Consider the following 16176-nt stretch of genomic DNA (forward strand, 5'->3'; position numbering starts at 1 on the left):
GGTTCGAGTCTAGGCGCGCCGCGCGGTGCCCGCAGACAGCTCGCGCGCGAGGGTCGACAGACCCTCGACGCCGCCGTCGCGGAGCGCCTTGACCAGCGCGGTGCCCACGATCGCTCCGTCGGCGTACTCGACGACACCGGCGACCTGCTCGGCGTTCGAGATGCCGATGCCCACGCACGCGTGCTTCGCGCCGAAGGATCGCAGGCGCTCCACGAGCCCGCGGGCCGCGGCATCGAGCTGCGCCCGCTCCCCCGTGATGCCCATGGTGGACACCGTGTACACGAAGCCCGTCGATGCCTCCACGATCATCTTCAGACGCTCGTCCGACGAGGTGGGGGCGGCGAGGAAGATCCGGTCGAGGCCCGAGCGCTCGCTCGCGGCGATCCAGACAGCTGCGGCGTCGGGGGTGATGTCGGGCGTGATGAGCCCCGCCCCGCCGGCCGCGACGAGTTCGTCGGCGTAGCGGTCGACGCCATACTGCTCGACGAGGTTCCAGTAGGTCATGACGAGGATCGGCACGTCGGTGCGCGCGGTGACCTCCCGGATGATCGTGAAGAGATCGCGCATGCGGAACCCGTTGGCGAGCGCCGTCTGCGTGGCCTCCTGGATCACCAGACCGTCCATCACCGGATCGCTGTAGGGAGGTCCGAGCTCGATGACGTCGGCACCTGCTTGCGCGAGGGCGACGATCGCTTCGACGCTCGAGGCGACGTCGGGGTACCCAGCGGGGAGGTACCCGACGAAAGCGCCGCGCCCTTCGGCGTGGGCGGCCTCGATCGCCGCGGAGACGCGCGAGGTCACAGCTCGACCCCGGCACCGCTCGCGGCATCGGGTGCGGTGGTGACGCCGACGGGAGAGCCGGGAGCGGATGCCACGGCCTCTGCCGCGCGCGTCTGCGGGGCGCCCTCGGGCGACGGCGGAGCGTGCTCGGCGTCGTACAGGTCGAAGTAGCGGGCGGCGGTGTCCATGTCCTTGTCGCCGCGCCCCGAGAGGTTGATGGCGATCACGGCATCCGGGCCCAGCTCGCGACCGACGCGGAGAGCGCCGGCCAGGGCGTGGGCCGACTCGATCGCCGGGATGATGCCCTCGGTGCGAGAGAGCAGGCGCAGGGCCTGCATGGCCTCGTCGTCTGTGGCGGGGATGTACTGCGCGCGGCCGATGTCGGCGAGCCACGCGTGCTCGGGACCCACGCCCGGGTAGTCGAGTCCGGCCGAGATCGAGTGGGACTCGATGGTCTGGCCGTCTTCGTCCTGCAGCACATAGGTGCGCGCGCCGTGCAGCACGCCGGGACGACCGCGCTCGATGGAGGCGGCGTGCTGGGGGGTGTCGACGCCGTCGCCGGCGGCCTCCACTCCGTAGAGGGCGACGCCCTCGTCGTCGAGGAACGCATCGAACATGCCGATCGCGTTCGAGCCGCCGCCGACGCACGCGAAGACGGCGTCGGGGAGACGGCCGAGGCGCTCGAGGAACTCGGCGCGGGTCTCTTCGCCGATGATCTTCTGGAAGTCACGGACCATCGCCGGGAAGGGGTGGGGGCCGGCGGCCGTGCCGAAGATGTAGTTGGTCGTCTCGACCGAGGCGACCCAGTCGCGGTACGCCTCGTTGATCGCGTCCTTGAGGGTGCGCGACCCGGTCGTGACGGGGATGACCTCGGCGCCGAGAAGACGCATGCGCGCGACGTTGAGAGCCTGGCGCTCGGTGTCGACCTCGCCCATGTAGACGACGCACTCGAGGCCGAACAGGGCGGCGGCCGTCGCGGTGGCGACACCGTGCTGGCCGGCGCCGGTCTCGGCGATCACACGGGTCTTGCCGAGACGTTTGGTGAGCAGCGCCTGCCCCAGCACGTTGTTGATCTTGTGCGAGCCGGTGTGATTGAGGTCTTCGCGCTTGAGGAAGACGCGTGCGCCGCCGGCGTGCTCGGCGAAACGCGGTACCTCGGTGAGCACCGACGGACGGCCCGCATAGTCGTGCAGCAGAGCGCGCAACTCGGCGTGGAACTCGGGATCGGCCATGGCCGACTCGTAGACCGCGGTCAGCTCGTCGATCGCCGCGATCAGCGACTCGGGCATGTACCGGCCGCCGAAGTCGCCGAAGAACGGCCCCTTCTGACCGCGAAGATTCTGGGTGGGAGCGGTGGTCATGTCGTCTCCTGGAGGAACGCACGGAGCGTGGCGACCGGGTCGCCGGTCACGAGAGCCTCGCCCACGAGCACGACATCGGCACCCGCAGCACGGTAGTGCGCGACGTCGGCGGGAGCGAGGACCGCGGACTCGGCGATCTTGATCGCATCGGCCGGGAAACGATCGGCGAGAGAGCCGAACAGATCGCGGTCGAGCTCGAAAGTGGAGAGGTTGCGGGCGTTGACGCCGATGAGCTTGGCGCCCAGCTCGGACGCACGCTGGAGTTCGTCGGCGGAGTGCGTCTCGACCAGCGCGGTCATGCCCAGGTCGGTGACCAGGCCGTAGAGCTCGGCGAGCGTCTTCTGCTCGAGGGCCGCCACGATCAACAGCACGAGGTCGGCGCCGGACGCGCGCGCCTCGAGCACCTGGTAGGGCGTCGCGATGAAGTCCTTGCGCAGCACGGGGACGCTCACGGCCGATCGCACGGCCTCGAGGTCGGCGAGACTGCCCTTGAACTTGCGACGCTCGGTGAGAACCGATATCGCGGACGCCCCGCCCTCTTCGTACAGGCGGGCCTGGCGAGCGGGGTCGGGAATCGCCGCGAGATCGCCGCGGGACGGGCTCGCGCGCTTGACCTCGGCGATGATCTTCACGCGGTCGGCGGGGGCGAGCATCGCCAGCGCATCGCGCGCAGGCGTCTGTGCGAGAGCATCGCGCTCGACCTCGGCGAGGGGGCGCGACTGGGCGCGTTCCTCGGCGTCTTCTACCGCCCCGGCCGTGAGATCGGCCAGTGCCATCAGTGAGCCTTCGGGTTGGACTTCGCGCCGTTCGCGCCGTAGCCGGCCTTGGTCATGGCCCAGCCGACGATCGCGCCGACCAGGAGCAGACCCACCGAGGCCCATACCAGGACGGGCATGTCGAGCCAGAAGAACAGCGTGCCGAGCGTGAAAGCGACGAGCATGATGATCACGGCCGTCCAGGCGGCGGGCGAGTGTCCGTGGCCGGGGTCGCCGATGGGGTTGCTCATGGGGCTCCTTACAGTCGCGCGCGAGCGCGGGGGAAAGCGTCCGATCAGTCTACCGAAACGCGGGTGCGGTCCCCGCGCCGACGTCTCGATGTCGCGACGTCTCGTGGTTCTGCCGGGCAGACGCCTGCGCGAGCGGAACGGCGCCGTCAGGCAGGTGTTCGTCGTGAGGGGTCCCGGGACCGAGGGACACGGGACGCCCGGGTGTCGGCGACCCCGGCGGGAGCCGGGAGCGTGCGGAACCTCAGGCGGTCGGGTCGTCGCCGCGCGAGAGGTCGTCCCACGAGTCGATCGCGTCGTGCGGGCGGCCGGTCTCGGCCCCCGCCTCGGTCGCGGTGCGGTACTTGCGGCTCGCCCCCGACGCCCAGCGGCGCGCGGTGACGAGGGTGAACAGGGATGCCGCGAGCAGAACGATCTGCGCGAGCAGCGTCACCGTCGGCCACGGTGTCAGCGCCAAGCTCGAGACGAGGGAGGCCACGGCGTCCGTTCCCGAGATACCCGTCGCATCGGTGACGGTCGCCGCTGTCGCCGAGACCGGGGTCGCGAAGAGGATCTGCGCGGTGCCGACGCCGAGGAAGACCGCGATCAGCACGCCGAGTGCGCCGAAGACGTAGCGCAGCACGGGCCCGACGATCGAGAGGGCGGCGCCCAGGGCGAGAGCGGCGAGGCTCAGCGGCGTGAGGACCGGCAGCGCTTCGGCCCCCGGGACGGCCAGGGTCTGCTGGGCGCCGTCGTCGAGGGTGACGTCGATCCAGGTCTGCGTCGAGGCGATCACGCAGATGGCTCCGGCCAGGAGCATCGCCAGCACCGCCGAGGAACGGGCGCGACGCATCAGCGCTCCCCCGCGACCGGGTGCAGGTCGTCGGCGTCGAAGCAGGTGTGATCGCCCGTGTGGCACGCGGCGCCGATCTGGTCGACCTCGATGAGCAGGGTGTCGCCGTCGCAGTCGAGGCGCGCGCCCTTGACCAGCTGGATGTGGCCCGAGGTGTCGCCCTTGCGCCAGTACTCCTGGCGCGAGCGCGACCAGAACGTCACGCGGCCGGTGGTGAGCGTGCGGTTCAGGGCTTCGGCATCCATCCACCCGACCATCAGCACCTCGCGGGAGTCGAACTGCTGGATCACCGCGGCGACCAGGCCGTCGGCGTCGTACTTCACGCGGTCGACGCTCATCGGCGCACCTCGATCCCTTCGGCCGCCATGGCGTCCTTGACCTGTCCGACGCTCAACTGACCGGAGTGGAAGACGGATGCCGCGAGCACGGCGTCGGCGCCGGCCTGCACCGCCGGGGCGAAGTGCTCCAGGGCCCCGGCGCCGCCCGAGGCGATGACCGGCACCGCCGCGACCTGGCGCATGAGGCGGACGAGTTCGAGGTCGAAGCCCTGCTTGGTGCCGTCTGCGTCGATCGAGTTGACGAGCAGCTCGCCGGCACCGCGCTCGACGGCCTCGCGCGCCCATTCGAGGGCGTCGAGGGTCGTCTCGGTGCGGCCGCCGTGGGTGGTCACCACGAAACCCGAGGGGGTGGATGCCGAGCGCTTCACATCGAGCGAGAGCACGATCACCTGCGCGCCGAAGCGGTCGGCGATCTCGCCGACCAGGTCGGGGCGCGCGATCGCGGCGGAGTTCAGGCCGATCTTGTCGGCGCCGACCGCCAAGAGCCGCGCGACGTCATCGGCAGAGCGCACTCCCCCGCCGACCGTCAACGGGATGAAGACCTGTTCGGCGGTGCGGCGGACGACATCGTACGTCGTCGATCGCTCGTCGACCGTGGCGGTGACGTCGAGGAAGGTGACCTCGTCGGCACCCTGGTCGAAGTAGAGCTTCGCGAGCTCGACCGGGTCGCCCATGTCGCGCAGGTCGAGGAAGTTCACGCCCTTCACGACGCGGCCGCCCGCGACGTCGAGGCACGGGATGACGCGACGCGCGAGGGTCATCAGAGCCTCGCGGCGAGGATCTCGGTGACGAGGATCGCGCGTGCGCCGATCGCATAGAGCTCGTCCATGACGCGGTTCACGTCGCGGCGCGGGCTCATCACGCGCACGGCGACCCACTCGGGGTCGCGCAGCGGCGAGATCGTCGGGGACTCGAGGCCGGGAGCGACGGCGATGGCCTGGTCGACGAGGTTCGCGGGAAGGTCGTAGTCGACGAGGACGTACTTGCGCGCGGCCAACACGCCGCGCAGGCGACGCAGCAGCGTCTCGGTGCCCTCGACCTCGTTCGGACCCGAGATGAGGACGGCGTCGCTCTCGAGGAGCACCGGCCCGAAGATCTCGAGCCCCGCCTGACGCAGCGTCGTTCCGGTCGAGACGACGTCGGCCACGGCATCCGCGACACCGAGCTGGACGGCCGACTCGACGGCTCCATCGAGCGGGACGATGTCGACGGCGATGCCGCGCTCATCGAGGAACGCATCGACCAGCCCGGGGTAGGCCGTGGCGACGCGGAGACCCTCGAGGTCCTGGACGTCGGTGAAGCGACCGGGACGACCGGCGAAGCGGAAGGTGGAGCCGGCGAAGCCGAGCGACTCGACCTCGCGCGCGCCGGGCATGCGGGCGTCGAGCAGCAGGTCGCGGCCCGTGATGCCGACGTCGAGCGCTCCGGAGCCGACGTAGGTGGCGATGTCACGCGGGCGGAGGTAGAAGAACTCGACCTCGTTGGCGGGGTCGACGGTGTACAGGTCTTTCGAGTCGCGTCGTCCGGTGTATCCGGCCTCCGAGAGCATCTCGGCGGCGGTCTCGGCGAGCGACCCCTTGTTCGGCACGGCGATTCGCAGCATGACGGGGGCTTTCGTGTGGGGTGAGCTGTGGGAGGCGGGGCGTGGCTCAGAGATGTCGGTAGACGTCCTCGAGCGACAGGCCCTTCGCGAGCATGAGCGTCTGCAGGTGGTAGAGCAGCTGCGAGATCTCCTCGGCCGCGGCCTCGTCGGACTCGTACTCGGCGGCCATCCACACCTCGGCGGCCTCTTCGACGATCTTCTTGCCGATCGCGTGCACGCCGGCGTCGAGTTGCGCGACGGTGCCCGACCCCTCGGGTCGCTCGACGGCCTTGGCGCTGAGTTCCGCGAACAGGTCGTCGAAGGTCTTCACCTGTCCAGGGTATCGGGTCGGCGGGGGTGGGGCTGTCCGCTGGGGCGTCGGGGTCCCGGCATCCCGGTGCTCGCACGCATAAACGCTCTGCGCGCGCATAAACGCGGGGAGCGCGTGTTTGTGCGCGTGGATCGTGTTTCTGCGTGCGTGAAGCGGGCGGCGGGTCGCCGCGCGGCGCGGCGTGCGGGGCGCGTGCGGTGGGTCGGCGTGGGGCGTGGGCGCTGGGCGCGGGCCGGTGCCGGATGCGGCCGGAGCGGGCTCCTGGGCGCGCATAAACGCTCTGCGCGCGCATAAACGCGGGGAGAACGCGTTTTCACGCGCGCAGAGCGTTTATGCGTGAGATGCGGCCTGGCCCGGAGCCGGCGGACCGAGCGGGCGCGACCGTCAGTGGCGGTGGCGGGCGGCAGTGGCGCGGAGGGACTGGATCGCGCGGTCGGGGTCATCGGCGCCGAAGACAGCGGAACCGGCGACGAAGGTGTCGGCCCCCGCCTCGGCCGCCTGCGCGATGGTCGACTCGCCGATGCCACCGTCGACCTGCAGCCACACGCTCGAGCCGCGGCGCTTCGCTTCATCGGCGAGGGCGCGGAGCTTGGGCATGGTCTCGGGCATGAACGACTGGCCGCCGAAGCCGGGCTCGACGGTCATGACGAGGATCTGGTCGAACTCGTTCAGCGACTCGAAGAGGTTCTCGACGGGCGTGCCGGGTTTGACCGCCACACCGGCGCGAGCACCGATCGAACGCAGCCGGCGGGCGAGGGCGATCGGGGATGCCGCGGCCTCGAGGTGGAAGGTCACGGAAGCGGCCCCGAGCTCGGCGTAGTCCGGTGCCCAACGGTCGGGGTCGTCGATCATGAGATGAACGTCGAGTGGGACGGGGCTGGTCTCCTGGATGCGGCCGACCATCTGGGGACCGAAGGTGAGGTTCGGCACGAAGTGGTTGTCCATCACGTCGACGTGCACGAAATCGGCACCCGCGATGCGCGCGAGCTCGGCCTCCATGTTCACGAAGTCGGCGGCGAGGATGCTCGGGTTGATGCGCGGGGCGTCGGTAGGCACCCGACCATTATGGGTGCGCGGCTGTCGCTCCCGGCGGGCGCGCGGCAGCGGGTCCCGGCGACGCACGCGCGGGAAGTCGGAGTCAGCGCTTTCGGAGCAGGGCGATCGACATCGCGTCGGTGCCGTGGCGGTGGGGCCACAGCTGCGCGCGGAGCGACCCGTCGGCCTGCTCGGGCAGATCGATCTCGTCCTGCGCGATCGAACGCACCACGGCGCGGGCATCGAGCTCTTCGGCGGCCTCGCCGAGCGCGCGCTTGACCTCGGCGAGCACCCCCGAGGTCTCGGCGAGGTGCGGCGAGCACGTGACGTACGCCACCACCCCGCCGGGCTTGAGTGCCTCGAACGCCGCGAGCACGAGCTCCTGCTGCAGGGCGGTGAGATCCGGCACGTCGGCGGGGGTCTTGCGCCACCGGGCCTCGGGACGACGACGCAGCGCGCCGATCCCCGTGCACGGGGCGTCGACGAGGATGCGGTCGTACTCCCCCGGCATCCGGGCCGCGCGAACGCGCCCGTCCTCTTCGCTCACCTCGACCTCGAGGGGGACGGATGCCACGGCCTGGCGCACCAGTCCCGCTCGGGCCGGCGCGATCTCGTTGGCGTCGAGGTGCGCGCCGTGCGCCAGCGCCTCGGCCGCGAGCAGCGCCGTCTTGCCGCCGGGGCCCGCGCACAGGTCGAGCCACCGCTCCCCCTCCCGAACCGGCAGCGCTCGGCTGAGGGCCAGCGCTGCGAGCTGCGAGCCTTCGTCCTGCACGCGGATACGGCCGTGCGAGGAACGGATGAGGCCTTCGGGGTCTCCCCCGCGCGTGGTGAAGGCGGTCGGAGCGAATCTCGTGGCGGTCGCGTCTTCGGGTACCTCGGCGAGGCCCGGCAGGGCGATCATCGCGACGCGCGGGGCGACGTTGTCGGCTTCGAGCAGTCCCTCGAGCTCGTCGGCGCGGCCCTCGGCGGTCAACGCGCGGCGCAGCGCCCGCACGATCCATACGGGATGCGAGGTGGTCAGGCCGATGCGTTCGTCGTCGCTGCGGGCGCCGGCGGCGATGCGCTGCATCCACTCTCCGGGGTTGTCGCGCGAGACGCGGCGCAGGACCGCATTCGCGAAGCCCGCAGCCCCCTTGCCGCCGCCGTGACGGCGGGCGAGCTCGACCGATTCGTTCACCGCGGCGTGGGAGGCCACGCGGGTCGAGAGCAGCTGGTGCACACCGAGGCGCAGGGCGTCGAGGACCGCGGGGTCGATGCGGTCGACCGTGCGGTCGGCGGCCACCGCGATGATCGCGTCGTACGTTCCGCGTCGACGGAGGGTTCCGTAGGTCAGCTCGGTCGCGAGTCCGGCGTCCTTGGCATCCAGCCGCTGTCGAGCGATCGCGTGCGGCAGCAGGAGGTTGGCGTAGGCCTCGTCCCCCGACACTGCCCGCAGCACCTCGAAGGCGACGGCGCGTGCTCCCTGCACGCTCATGCGCCCAGCACCGGTTCGCTCGAACGCAGGCCCCGGAACCAGTCACCGGCGGGCATCGCGCCCTTGCCGGACGGCTGGACCGTCTCGAGGCGGAGAGGAGTGGTCCCGGTGCCGACCAGAACGTCTTTTCCGGATGCCACGACCCGGCCGGGCGGCAGCGGCGGGGCCTCGGCGGGAGTCGCGCGCAGCACCTTGAAGCGCGCCCCCTCGAGCGTGGTGTGCGCGCCGGGCTCGGGGGTGACTCCGGCGATCTGGTGCAGGAGGCTCTCGGCATCCCGCGTCAGGTCGAGGGCGCCGTCTTCGAGCGTGAGCTTGGGGGCCAGGGTGGGGTCGCCCTGCTGTGGAACGGCGACCGCGGAGCCGTCGGCGATACCGTCGACGACACGCGCGAGCAGGGGGGCGCCGATCTCGGCGAGGGAGTCGAGCAGGTCGGCCGAAGTGGCCCCGGCAGGGATGTCGTAGCGCTCTTCGGCGAACACGTCTCCGGCGTCGAGCGCGGCCACCAGCTGGAAGACGCTCGCTCCCGTCGCCGTGTCACCGGCCATGAGGGCGCGCTGCACGGGGGCCGCGCCGCGCCAGCGAGGCAGCAGGGAGAAGTGCAGGTTGATCCACCCGTGCGCGGGGGTCGACAGCAGCGGTTCGCGAACGAGACCGCCATAGGCCACGATCACACCCAGCTGGGCGTCGAGGGCGGTGATGCGTTCGGTGACGTCGGCGTCGAGCCGGTCGGCCTTGATGATCGGGATGCCGAGCTCGGCGGCCGCCTGCGCGACCGGTGACGGCGTGAGGACGCGCTTGCGCCCGAGCGGGGCGTCGCTGCGGGTGACGACAGCCGCGATCTCGTGCGGGCCGGATGCCAGGGCTCGCAGCGACGGGACGGCGACGGCGGGTGTGCCGGCGAAGACGAGGCGCATGGGTCTCCTCAGACTCTCGGGAACGGACGGACGGGGTGGGGTGCCGCCGCTCAGAGGTCGGGCTCGGGGATGTCGAGGCGGACTCTGAGCGTACTGCGCGGCTTGGGGCCGCGATCCTTGCGCGACTTGCGCGCCCGGAGGGCATCGGCGATGACCCCCGCGCGCAGCGCATCGGCCACGGCGCGACCGTGGGCGTAGTCGAAGCGCACGAGGGCGCGCGAGGTCGAGGTGTCGGGGTCGGCGGAGGTGTCGACCGGGCCCAGGATCGCGAGAGCGTCGAGGTCGGGCACGCTCTCACGCAGCGACTCGAGCAGCACGTCGACGCTCCGGGCATGTCCGTCGACGCTGGCCACGCGCACGGCCGGGGGCATGCGCAGGGGAAGCCGCTCGAGCAGTTCGGCGCGGGCGTAGGCGGGCTGGGTCCAGGTGGCGAGGGCCCGGGCGACGGGGCCGGCGACTCCCACGAGGTGCACCGGAGCGCCGGGGGCGGCGAGGGCCGCGGCATTCGACCACCAGCGCAGACAGTGCTCGGCGATGCGCAGGGCCTCGTTCTGCAGCATCCGGTCGCCGTCGAGCAGGATGACGGCGCGATAGCCTCCGCGAGCGAGGGGCTCCGCGCCGCGCGTGGCGATCACCAGAGCGGGGGCGGCGTCGACCTCGGCCACCGGGTGGGCGCCGTCGGCGACGATCACGCGCGTGTTCGGGAAAGCGCGGCCGAGCTCGTCGGCGGTGCGCTCGCTGCCCGAGGAGGCCATGCGCAGCTTGGTCGAGCCGCAGTGTCCGCACGCCCAGGCGTGGGCGCTGCGGCCGCACCAGGCGCACACGGGAGTCGCGCCGGGCCGGGCCGCGCGCAGGGGGCCCGCGCAGTGCTGACAGCGCGCGGGGCGCCGGCAATCGGCGCACACGAGAGAGGGCGCGTACCCGGGACGAGCGACCTGCACGAGCACCGGACCGTGCTGCAGAGCCTCGCGGGCGGCGGCGAACGCCGACGACGGAACGCGCGACTGCCGCTGTTCTCCCTCTCGCGTCGCGCTGAGCACCACGCGCGGGCTCGGCCTGCGCGTCTGCGGGATGTCGCGGACGTATCCGACGTCGACCAGCCGCTGGACGTCGGTGGTGCGGGTGTGCCCGGCGAACAGCAGGGCCGAGCCCTCGATCTCCTGGCGCACGAGGGCCGCATCGCGCGCGTGGACACCGGGGGCGAGGGGCTCGGCGAGAAGCGTGTCGCCGTCGTCCCAGATCGCCACGAGAGCGGTGTCGTGCGCGGGGGCGTAGACGCCCGAACGGCGGCCGACGACGATGCACGGCACCGGAGCGAGGGTGCGGAGGTACTGCGCATAGCGAGCCGGGCCGGACTGGTCGGAGTCGTCGCGGACGATGGCATCCGGGCTCACGAGTTCGCCCAGCGCCGCCATCAGCTGCGCCTGGTCGCGGTAGTCGGGGACCACGAGCACGGCGCTGCGCCCGCGGGCGAGGGTGTGCACCGCGGCGGACGCGAGGAGGTCGGCCCAGGCTCCGCGCGGCAGTTCGGCGTGCGGATGGGGAGGCGCGTCGAGGGCGATCCGCTCCCCCGCGTCGAGGGCTGCGGCCAGGCCCGCGTACGGAGCGAGGGTCGCCGTGGCGCGCTCGAGGGCGGCGGGAACGACCTCGGGCGGGGTGGGTGCGGGGGCGGCAGCCCACGCCTTCTCGGCGCGGACCATGCGTTTGGGCACCGCGAGGCGCAGCACGTCGCTCACCGACCCCGCCGCACGATCGGCCACCCGCCTTGCCAGCGTGTAGAGCCGCTCGGGCAGCACCGGCATGGGCGAGACGACCGCCTCGACCGCTGACAGCGGTCTTTCCGAGCCGTCGTCGGCCACCACCTCGATGACGAAGGCGTCCATCATCCGCCCCGCCGAGCGCAACGGCACCTTGACCCGGACGCCCGGGGCGATGTCGGCGACCAGCGGATGAGGGACGGCGTAGTCGAACAGCCGGTCGAGCTGCGGCACGGGCGACTCCAGCTGCACGCGCGCCACGCGACGCTCGCTCACGAGGAGACTCCCCCGCCGTGAACGCCGTCGCGCGGGAAGACCTGTGGGCGGGCGGAGCGCACTCCCCCGGTCACCGTCAGAGTCCGGCGGCGGTACGCAGCTCGTCGACGCGGTCGGTGCGTTCCCACGTGAAGTCGGGCAGTTCTCGGCCGAAGTGACCGTACGTCGCGGTTCGCGCGTAGATCGGCCGCAGCAGGTCGAGCTGGTCGACGATCGCGGCCGGACGCAGATCGAACACCTCGCGGATCGCGCGCACGATGGCCTCGTCGGCGACGTGCGCGGTGCCGAACGACTCCACGTACAGGCCCACGGGGTTGGCCTTGCCGATCGCGTAGGCGACCTGCACCTCGAGCCGGTCGGCGAGACCCGCGGCGACCGCGTTCTTCGCGACCCATCGCATGGCGTACGCCGCCGAGCGGTCGACCTTCGACGGGTCCTTGCCGCTGAAGGCGCCTCCGCCGTGGCGCGACGCGCCGCCGTAGGTGTCGATGATGATCTTGCGGCCCGTGAGGCCTGCATCGCCCTTCGGGCCGCCGATGACGAACGGACCGGCGGGGTTGATGTAGTACTTCACGTCGGGCAGTTCGAGGCCGGTCTCGGCGAGCACGGGGTCGATGACCGCGGCCTGCACCTCGGCGCGCAGGTCTTCTTGCGAGATGTCGGGGTGGTGCTGGGTCGACAGCACGACGGAGTCGACCGTGCGGGGCACGAGGCCGTCGTAGCCGAGGGTGACCTGCGTCTTGCCGTCGGGGCGCAGGAACGGCAGCGATCCGTCCTTGCGGACGGATGCCAGACGTTCGGCGATGCGGTGGGCGGTCCAGGCGGCCATCGGCATGAGCTGGGGGGTTTCGTTGGTGGCGAAGCCGAACATGATGCCCTGATCGCCGGCACCCTGGAGGTCACGCGGGTCGACGGAGCCGCGCTCGCGCTGCTCGAACGCCTTGTTGACGCCCGCGGCGATGTCGGACGACTGCGCCCCGATCGAGACGGAGACGCCGCACGACTCACCGTCGAAGCCGGTGTCGCTCGAGGTGTACCCGATGCGGTTGACCACGTCGCGAACGATCGCCGGGATTTCGACGTAGGCGCTCGTGGACACCTCGCCGGCCACGTGCACGAGGCCGGTCGTCACGAGCGTCTCGACGGCCACGCGACCGGTGGGGTCCTCGGTGAGGATGGCATCGAGGATGCTGTCGGAGATCTGATCGCAGATCTTGTCGGGGTGACCCTCGGTGACGGACTCGGACGTGAAAAGGCGCAGGTCGGTCAAGGCGACTCCGGAGAAGTGTGGGGCGGGGATGGGCACAAGTATGCCCCGGGCGGCGATCGGCCGCCCGGGGCATCGTCACATCTGTGAACAGATCACGAGAGTGCGCAGGCTGGGGATCACTCCGCAGCGCGCAGGCGCAGCTTGTCTTCGTGGATCTCGTGCAGAGCGATCGTCAGGGGCTTGTCCTCGACGGTGGAGTCCACGAGCGGGCCCACGTTGTCGAAGAGGTTTCCCTCGTGCAGGTCGGAGTAGTAGTCGTTGATCTGACGCGCGCGCTTGGACGCGTAGATGACGAGCTGGTACTTCGAGTCGACCTTGTCGAGCAGAGCGTCGATGGGCGGGTCGATAATGCCCTTGTCACGTCCGGCCATGGGAACCTCCTGGTACGGCGGATGAGGTGGATGCGGCGCCGGGAGCGCCGAAGCATTCGATCAGTCTACCGCGCCGGGCTGCAATATCGCGTCGGGACCGCCGTCACGTCCAGCGGCGCAGCAGACGCTTCTCGATCACGCTGAGGATGGCGTTGGACAGCGCCCCCAGAACCGCCAGCAGCGCGATGGTCAGCAGGATGCGGTCGACGCGGCCGTTCTGCTGCGACAGCGTCAGGAGGAATCCGAGGCCCATCGACGCGGCGATGAGCTCGGAAGCGACCAGGAAGAGCCAGGACTGCGCCATCGCCAGCCGCAGTCCCGAGACGAGGGAGGGCACGACGGCCGGCAGCTGCACCGCGCGGAACAACTCCCAGCCGCGCAGGCTGAAGGAGCGCCCCATCTCGACGAGCTGCGCGTCGACGTGACGCAGGGTGCCGGCCACGGTCGTGAAGATCGGGAAGAAGGCGCCGACGGCGATGAGGGTGACCTTCGAATCCTCGCCGATCCCCATCCACAGCAGCAGGAGCGGAACGAGAGCGAGTGAGGGGATCGCACGGATGGCGGCGAGAGTGGGGCTCAACAGCACGTCCCCCGCACGGGTGAGGCCCACCAGGGCCGCGACCGCCAGCCCGACGAGCGAACCCACGGTGAAGCCGACCAGCACCCGCTGCACCGAGATGGTGATATGACGCCACAACTCCCCGGACTCCGCCAGACCGACGGCGGCGGTGACGACGGACGCTGGCGGGGGCAGCCGGTACACCGGCACGAGCCCGACCGAGGTGGTGATCTGCCAGACCGCGAGAAGCAGGACGGGGATGACGAGTCCCCCGACCACGTGCACAGCCGGTCGCGACCAGAACGAGCGCGTCGCCGCCACGGTGACTCCCCCCTGGTCTGCGACCCCGGTGCGCCCCGTCCGCGCCTCGACCGCGAAGCGGCTGGCGCCGGCGGTCATCGATCGCCCGTCGCGGAGCGGGCGAAGTCGTCGTGCACGATCGACTCGAGGGCCCTCTGTACGGCCTGGTCACCACCCTGCACGGCATCGGACTGGACGAGCACGGGGGCGATCACACGCAGCACCGCGAGCTGATCGTCGCCGGGGATACCGCTCACATCGAGGTTCGAGCGTTCGCCGATGACGGTGGTGGCCACCGCCGGATCGATGCCGGCGGCCTCCGCCAGCAGCGCTGCGGTCTCGTCGGGGTTCTCGAGTGCCCACGTGCGGGCCTGCTCGTATGCGTCGACGACCACCTGTGCGACGTCGGGATGGTTGTCGATGAAGTCCTCGGTCGCGTTGAGGAAACCATAGGAGTTGAAATCGACGTTGCGATACAGCAGCTTCGCGCCCGACTCAGCCTCCGCGGCGGCCATGATCGGGTCCAATCCCGCCCAGGCGTCGACCGAACCGGCGGCCAGGGCCGCGCGACCGTCGGCATGCTGCAGGTTCTGCAGCTGCACGTCGTCGAGCCCGAGTCCGGCGGTCTCGAGCGCCTGCAGGAGGAAGAAGTACGGATCCGTACCCGGCGTCGCAGCTATCGACGTGCCGGCGAGGTCGGCGACCGAGGTGATGTCGCTGTCGGCGGAGACGACCAGGGCCGACCATTCGGGCTGGGAGTAGATGTCGATGACCTTGATGGGCGATCCGTTGGCTCGGGCCAGCAGGGCAGCCGACCCCGCGGTGGAGCCGACGTCGATGGATCCCGCTCGCAGGAACTCGTTGGCCTTGTTCGAGCCGGCCGACTGCACCCATTCGACCGTCACCGCGTCGCCGAGGGCCTTCTCGACGAGTCCCTGGTCGCGCACGATCAGGCTGAGCGGGTTGTAGGTGGCGAAGTCCAAGGTCACGGTGTCGGTCGACCACTCCCCCGCCGCGGAGGCACCGCCTGCTCCGGCCGAGGAGGGAGCGTTCTCGCCGGCGAGGCATCCGGTGAGCACGAGGACGAGCGCCCCCGCGATCGCGGTGGCGGGGACGAGGCGGCGGGACAGGGGGCTCATGGGGTCTCCTGGCGAGAGTGATGGACAGTGTGCACGCCGAGCCCGTTCAGGAGTTCGACGCGCAGGGCGGTCAGGGTGTGGTCGGCGCGATCGCGAGGACGGGCGCCCGGTACCTCGATCACGCGCGAGACGGACGACGCGGCATCGTCGTCGCCGAGCGCACGCAGGAGCACGACCCGGTCGGCGAGGTACAGCGCCTCTTCCACGTCGTGCGTGACGAGCACGATGGTGGTGGGGCGGGATGCGTGGATCTCGAGCAGCAGGTCCTGCATACGCAGCCGGGTGAGGGCGTCGAGGGCGCCGAACGGCTCGTCGAGCAGCAGGACCTCGGGGTCGCGGGCGAGCGCTCGCGCGAGCGAGGCACGCTGCGCCATTCCTCCGGAGACCTCGCGCGGACGGTGCGCCGCAGCGGCCTCGAGCCCGACGAGGTCGAGCAGCTCGGCCACGCGGGCCGTTCCGGAGCGCCGGTCGGTGCTGCGCGGGAGCCCGAGCGCGACGTTCTGGGCGAGGGTGCGCCAGGGCAGCAGGCGCGGCTCCTGGAACGCCATCGCTGTGCGGGCATCGGTGGCGCGCACGGCCGTGCCGTCCACGGTGATGCGGCCGGCGGTGGGGCTGTCCAACCCGCCGAGGAGGCGCAGGAGCGTCGACTTGCCGCAACCCGATGGACCGATGACGGTGACGATCTCGGCGGGCGCCAGATCGAGCTGGATGCCGCGCAGCACGGTGCGCGTCGCGCCGAAGGTGCGCTCGACGCCTCGGAGCGAGACGGTTCCGCGGGGCGCGGCGCTACGACCGACAGCGGGAGGACGAACGGCAAGGGGCATGCCCCCACCCTGGCGGCATCGCCGTCGTCC

General features: G+C 71.5%; 18 protein-coding genes. All 18 read right to left on the reverse strand.

The window, feature by feature from the left end; all coding sequences use genetic code 11:
- Nucleotides 1-9 precede the first annotated feature (9 nt).
- The 18 genes from trpA to QE416_RS12705 all read right to left on the reverse strand — a co-directional run bounded on the left by trpA (nucleotide 10) and on the right by QE416_RS12705 (nucleotide 16146).
- Nucleotides 10-801, reverse strand: coding sequence for a tryptophan synthase subunit alpha (trpA, locus tag QE416_RS12620; protein WP_267787368.1), 792 nt, complete (start codon nucleotides 799-801; stop codon nucleotides 10-12).
- Entirely contained in the window at nucleotides 798-2141 is a 1344-nt protein-coding gene (trpB, locus tag QE416_RS12625; RefSeq protein ID WP_267787367.1) for a tryptophan synthase subunit beta, read from the reverse strand. The genes trpA and trpB overlap by 4 nt, the downstream gene beginning before the upstream one ends.
- A complete protein-coding gene (gene trpC, locus QE416_RS12630; protein ID WP_307316677.1) occupies nucleotides 2138-2917 on the reverse strand; it encodes an indole-3-glycerol phosphate synthase TrpC in 780 nt (259 codons plus the stop codon). The genes trpB and trpC overlap by 4 nt, the downstream gene beginning before the upstream one ends.
- Nucleotides 2917-3147, reverse strand: coding sequence for a DUF6704 family protein (locus tag QE416_RS12635; RefSeq protein WP_103209588.1), 231 nt, complete (start codon nucleotides 3145-3147; stop codon nucleotides 2917-2919). Before QE416_RS12635 ends, trpC begins: the two co-directional genes overlap by 1 nt.
- A 241-nt stretch (nucleotides 3148-3388) precedes the next feature.
- Nucleotides 3389-3976: a Trp biosynthesis-associated membrane protein gene (locus tag QE416_RS12640; RefSeq protein WP_210075195.1), complete on the reverse strand. Its 588-nt coding sequence runs from the start codon at nucleotides 3974-3976 to the stop codon at nucleotides 3389-3391.
- On the reverse strand, nucleotides 3976-4314 hold the full coding sequence (gene hisI / locus QE416_RS12645) for a phosphoribosyl-AMP cyclohydrolase (protein WP_307316680.1): 339 nt from the start codon (nucleotides 4312-4314) through the stop codon (nucleotides 3976-3978). Before hisI ends, QE416_RS12640 begins: the two co-directional genes overlap by 1 nt.
- The gene (hisF, locus tag QE416_RS12650) at nucleotides 4311-5075 is read right to left on the reverse strand and encodes an imidazole glycerol phosphate synthase subunit HisF (protein ID WP_307316682.1); all 765 of its coding nucleotides are present in this window, start codon (nucleotides 5073-5075) and stop codon (nucleotides 4311-4313) included. The genes hisI and hisF overlap by 4 nt, the downstream gene beginning before the upstream one ends.
- Entirely contained in the window at nucleotides 5075-5917 is an 843-nt protein-coding gene (gene hisG / locus QE416_RS12655; RefSeq protein WP_210075190.1) for an ATP phosphoribosyltransferase, read from the reverse strand. The genes hisF and hisG overlap by 1 nt, the downstream gene beginning before the upstream one ends.
- Before the next feature lie 46 nt (nucleotides 5918-5963).
- On the reverse strand, nucleotides 5964-6227 hold the full coding sequence (locus QE416_RS12660) for a phosphoribosyl-ATP diphosphatase (protein WP_094732978.1): 264 nt from the start codon (nucleotides 6225-6227) through the stop codon (nucleotides 5964-5966).
- 384 nt (nucleotides 6228-6611) lie between these two features.
- Nucleotides 6612-7283 (reverse strand): ribulose-phosphate 3-epimerase, encoded by a 672-nt coding sequence (gene rpe / locus QE416_RS12665; RefSeq protein WP_210075188.1) that lies wholly within the window; start codon nucleotides 7281-7283, stop codon nucleotides 6612-6614.
- An 82-nt stretch (nucleotides 7284-7365) separates the two neighbouring features.
- Entirely contained in the window at nucleotides 7366-8736 is a 1371-nt protein-coding gene (locus QE416_RS12670) for a transcription antitermination factor NusB (protein ID WP_210075187.1), read from the reverse strand.
- Nucleotides 8733-9650 (reverse strand): methionyl-tRNA formyltransferase, encoded by a 918-nt coding sequence (fmt, locus tag QE416_RS12675; protein WP_307316688.1) that lies wholly within the window; start codon nucleotides 9648-9650, stop codon nucleotides 8733-8735. The genes QE416_RS12670 and fmt overlap by 4 nt, the downstream gene beginning before the upstream one ends.
- A gap of 50 nt (nucleotides 9651-9700) precedes the next feature.
- Nucleotides 9701-11683, reverse strand: coding sequence for a primosomal protein N' (locus QE416_RS12680; RefSeq protein ID WP_307316690.1), 1983 nt, complete (start codon nucleotides 11681-11683; stop codon nucleotides 9701-9703).
- Between the two features lie 76 nt (nucleotides 11684-11759).
- Nucleotides 11760-12953, reverse strand: coding sequence for a methionine adenosyltransferase (gene metK / locus QE416_RS12685; RefSeq protein ID WP_307316693.1), 1194 nt, complete (start codon nucleotides 12951-12953; stop codon nucleotides 11760-11762).
- A gap of 116 nt (nucleotides 12954-13069) precedes the next feature.
- A complete protein-coding gene (gene rpoZ / locus QE416_RS12690) occupies nucleotides 13070-13324 on the reverse strand; it encodes a DNA-directed RNA polymerase subunit omega (protein WP_055837405.1) in 255 nt (84 codons plus the stop codon).
- Between the two features lie 103 nt (nucleotides 13325-13427).
- On the reverse strand, nucleotides 13428-14282 hold the full coding sequence (locus QE416_RS12695; RefSeq protein ID WP_307316695.1) for an ABC transporter permease: 855 nt from the start codon (nucleotides 14280-14282) through the stop codon (nucleotides 13428-13430).
- On the reverse strand, nucleotides 14279-15322 hold the full coding sequence (locus QE416_RS12700) for an aliphatic sulfonate ABC transporter substrate-binding protein (protein ID WP_307316698.1): 1044 nt from the start codon (nucleotides 15320-15322) through the stop codon (nucleotides 14279-14281). Before QE416_RS12700 ends, QE416_RS12695 begins: the two co-directional genes overlap by 4 nt.
- Nucleotides 15319-16146 (reverse strand): ABC transporter ATP-binding protein, encoded by an 828-nt coding sequence (locus tag QE416_RS12705; RefSeq protein ID WP_267787357.1) that lies wholly within the window; start codon nucleotides 16144-16146, stop codon nucleotides 15319-15321. Before QE416_RS12705 ends, QE416_RS12700 begins: the two co-directional genes overlap by 4 nt.
- Nucleotides 16147-16176: the final 30 nt, after the last annotated feature.

It is taken from the genome of Microbacterium sp. SORGH_AS_0421, from assembly GCF_030818635.1.
Classification (GTDB): Bacteria; Actinomycetota; Actinomycetes; order Actinomycetales; family Microbacteriaceae; genus Microbacterium.

Bases quoted from the DNA above. Each gene is read 5' to 3' on its own strand.
- rpoZ (WP_055837405.1), bottom strand. From the start codon at position 13,324: ATGGCCGGACGTGACAAGGGCATTATCGACCCGCCCATCGACGCTCTG.
- fmt (WP_307316688.1), bottom strand. From the start codon at position 9,650: ATGCGCCTCGTCTTCGCCGGCACACCCGCCGTCGCCGTCCCGTCGCTG.
- QE416_RS12700 (WP_307316698.1), bottom strand. From the start codon at position 15,322: ATGAGCCCCCTGTCCCGCCGCCTCGTCCCCGCCACCGCGATCGCGGGG.
- trpC (WP_307316677.1), bottom strand. From the start codon at position 2,917: ATGGCACTGGCCGATCTCACGGCCGGGGCGGTAGAAGACGCCGAGGAA.
- QE416_RS12670 (WP_210075187.1), bottom strand. From the start codon at position 8,736: ATGAGCGTGCAGGGAGCACGCGCCGTCGCCTTCGAGGTGCTGCGGGCA.
- hisI (WP_307316680.1), bottom strand. From the start codon at position 4,314: ATGAGCGTCGACCGCGTGAAGTACGACGCCGACGGCCTGGTCGCCGCG.
- QE416_RS12635 (WP_103209588.1), bottom strand. From the start codon at position 3,147: ATGAGCAACCCCATCGGCGACCCCGGCCACGGACACTCGCCCGCCGCC.
- trpB (WP_267787367.1), bottom strand. From the start codon at position 2,141: ATGACCACCGCTCCCACCCAGAATCTTCGCGGTCAGAAGGGGCCGTTC.
- QE416_RS12640 (WP_210075195.1), bottom strand. From the start codon at position 3,976: ATGCGTCGCGCCCGTTCCTCGGCGGTGCTGGCGATGCTCCTGGCCGGA.
- hisG (WP_210075190.1), bottom strand. From the start codon at position 5,917: ATGCTGCGAATCGCCGTGCCGAACAAGGGGTCGCTCGCCGAGACCGCC.
- hisF (WP_307316682.1), bottom strand. From the start codon at position 5,075: ATGACCCTCGCGCGTCGCGTCATCCCGTGCCTCGACGTCGCGGGCGGC.
- QE416_RS12695 (WP_307316695.1), bottom strand. From the start codon at position 14,282: ATGACCGCCGGCGCCAGCCGCTTCGCGGTCGAGGCGCGGACGGGGCGC.
- QE416_RS12705 (WP_267787357.1), bottom strand. From the start codon at position 16,146: ATGCCCCTTGCCGTTCGTCCTCCCGCTGTCGGTCGTAGCGCCGCGCCC.